This window comes from Streptomyces prasinopilosus (assembly GCF_001419695.1).
Lineage (GTDB): Bacteria > Actinomycetota > Actinomycetes > Streptomycetales > Streptomycetaceae > Streptomyces > Streptomyces prasinopilosus.
In genome coordinates this window covers 1-2,500 of record NZ_LIRG01000635.1, presented here as the reverse complement: position 1 = coordinate 2,500, position 2,500 = coordinate 1, and the positions used below count along the sequence as shown (strand labels likewise).

The 2,500-nt window shown below is 71.8% G+C and carries 2 protein-coding genes; both read left to right on the top strand.

Going from position 1 to position 2,500, the window contains the following annotated elements:
- Positions 1 to 99 precede the first annotated feature (99 nt).
- Positions 100 to 2,115, top strand: coding sequence for an NADPH-dependent 2,4-dienoyl-CoA reductase (locus AOK18_RS23715; RefSeq protein ID WP_055695656.1), 2,016 nt, complete (start codon positions 100 to 102; stop codon positions 2,113 to 2,115).
- Between the two features lie 101 nt (positions 2,116 to 2,216).
- Positions 2,217 to 2,500: PadR family transcriptional regulator (locus AOK18_RS23710; protein ID WP_167738732.1), on the top strand; the 284-nt coding region annotated here is incomplete at its 3' end.

Sequence of the window (2,500 nt, the reverse complement as noted above, 5' to 3'; positions counted from 1 at the left end):
CGCCGGTCCGTGTGCCCTCCACCACGTTTTTGCAACTAGTTGCAAAACCAAGTGCGCGTCCTCTACAACAGAGGGAAGACACCGCGCACGGAGGGCCCGATGAGCCGTTACCCGCACCTGTTGACCCCCCTCGACCTGGGCTTCACCACCCTGCCCAACCGGGTCCTCATGGGCTCCATGCACGTGGGCCTGGAGGAGGCCGAGAACGGCTTCGAGCGCCTGGCCGAGTTCTACGCCGCCCGCGCCCGCGGCGGCGTCGGCCTCATCGTCACCGGCGGCATCGCGCCCAACGACGAGGGCCGGACCTTCGAGGGCGGCGCGAAGCTCACCACCGAGGAGGAGGCGCAGCGGCACCGCGTGGTCACCGAGGCCGTGCACCGCGAGGGCGGGCGCATCGCCCTGCAGATCCTGCACGTCGGCCGGTACGCCTACCACCGGGACCTGGTCGCCCCCAGCCCCCTGAAGGCGCCGATCAGCCCCTTCACGCCCCGCGAACTCACCGACGCGGACATCGAGCGCACCATCGACGACTACGTCCGCACCGCCCGCCTCGCCCGGCAGGCCGGCTACGACGGCGTCGAGATCATGGGCTCCGAGGGTTACCTGATCAACGAGTTCATCGTCGCGCAGACCAACCGGCGCACCGACCGCTGGGGCGGCTCGTACGAGAACCGGACGCGCTTCCCCCTCGAGATCGTCCGCCGGGTGCGCGAGGCGGTCGGCGAGGACTTCATCGTCGTCTACCGGCTCTCCATGCTGGACCTCGTGCCCGGCGGCTCGACCCTGGACGAGGTGATCACGCTGGCCCGCGGTGTCGAGGAGGCCGGCGCCACGATCATCAACACCGGCATCGGCTGGCACGAGGCGCGCATCCCCACCATCGCGACCTCCGTACCGCGCGGCGCCTACACCTGGGTGACCAAGCGGCTGATGGGCGAGGTCTCGGTCCCGCTCGTCACCACCAACCGGATCAACACCCCCGAACTCGCCGAGCAGCTGCTCGCCGAGGGGCACGCCGACATGGTGTCGATGGCCCGCCCGATGCTCGCCGACCCCGACTTCGTGGCCAAGGCCGCGGACGGCCGGCCCGAGGCGATCAACACCTGCATCGGCTGCAACCAGGCCTGTCTGGACCACACCTTCAACCTGCAGATCACCTCCTGCCTGGTCAATCCGCGCGCCTGCCACGAGACCGAGCTGGTGCTGTCCCCGACCAGGCGCCGCAAGCGCGTCGCGGTCGTCGGCGCCGGCCCGGCCGGCCTGGCCTGCGCCGTCGGCGCAGCCGAACGCGGCCACGACGTCACCCTGTTCGACGCCGCGAGCGAGATCGGCGGCCAGCTCAACGTCGCCCGCAAGGTCCCCGGCAAGCAGGAGTTCGACGAGACCCTGCGCTACTTCCGCACCCGGCTCGCCGAACTGGCCGTCGACGTACGCCTGGACACCCGGGTCACGGCCGGCGACGTGGCGGACCACGACGAGGTCGTCGTCGCCACCGGAGTCACCCCGCGCGTCCCCGACCTGCCCGGCGTCGACCACCCGAGCGTGCTCGGCTACCTCGACGTCCTGCGCGACGGCGCCCCCGTCGGCGAGCGGGTCGCCGTCCTCGGCGCGGGCGGCATCGGCTTCGACGTCGCCGAGTTCCTCACCGACGGCGGCGACAAGGCGCACGAGGACCCCGAGACGTACTTCCGCCAGTGGGGCGTCGACATGGAGCACCGCACACCCGGCGGTCTCACCGCACCCGAGCGGCCCGCCCCGCCGCGCACCGTCCACCTGCTCCAGCGCAAGACGACCAAGGTCGGCGCCGGTCTGGGCAGGACCACCGGGTGGATCCACCGCACCGAGCTGAAGCACCGCGGTGTCACCATGGTCCCCGGCGTGCGCTACGACCGCATCGACGACGCGGGCCTGCACCTCACCGTCGACGGCGAGAGCACCGTCCTGGAGGTGGACACGATCGTCCTGTGCACCGGCCAGGAGCCGCGCCGCGACCTGTACGAGGAACTGGTCGCGGCCGGACGCTCCGTCCACCTGATCGGCGGCGCCGACGTGGCCGCCGAACTGGACGCCAAGCGGGCCGTCAAGCAGGGCACGGAGGTGGCGGCGGCCCTCTAGTGACCCGAGCCGGAGACCCTCGGCGGAGTCACCGCCCACCGCCGAAGGGTCTCCGACTCGGGTCACCGGGCCGATCCCGGGCCGTCCCTAGGATGGGATCCATGTCACTCCCGCACGCGATCCTCACCGCCCTGCTCGAGAAGCCGTCGTCGGGGCTGGAGCTGACCCGTCGCTTCGACAAGTCGATCGGATACTTCTGGTCCGCGACGCATCAGCAGATCTACCGCGAGCTGGGGAGGCTGGAGGCCGAGGGCCTGATCCGGGCGCTGGCCGCCGAACAGCCCGCCCGCGGGCAGAAGAAGGCCTACGAGGTGCTGCCCGCGGGCCGCGCCGAACTGGTCCGCTGGACCTCCACGGCGCAGGGGCTTGGGGTCCTGCGCCGTGG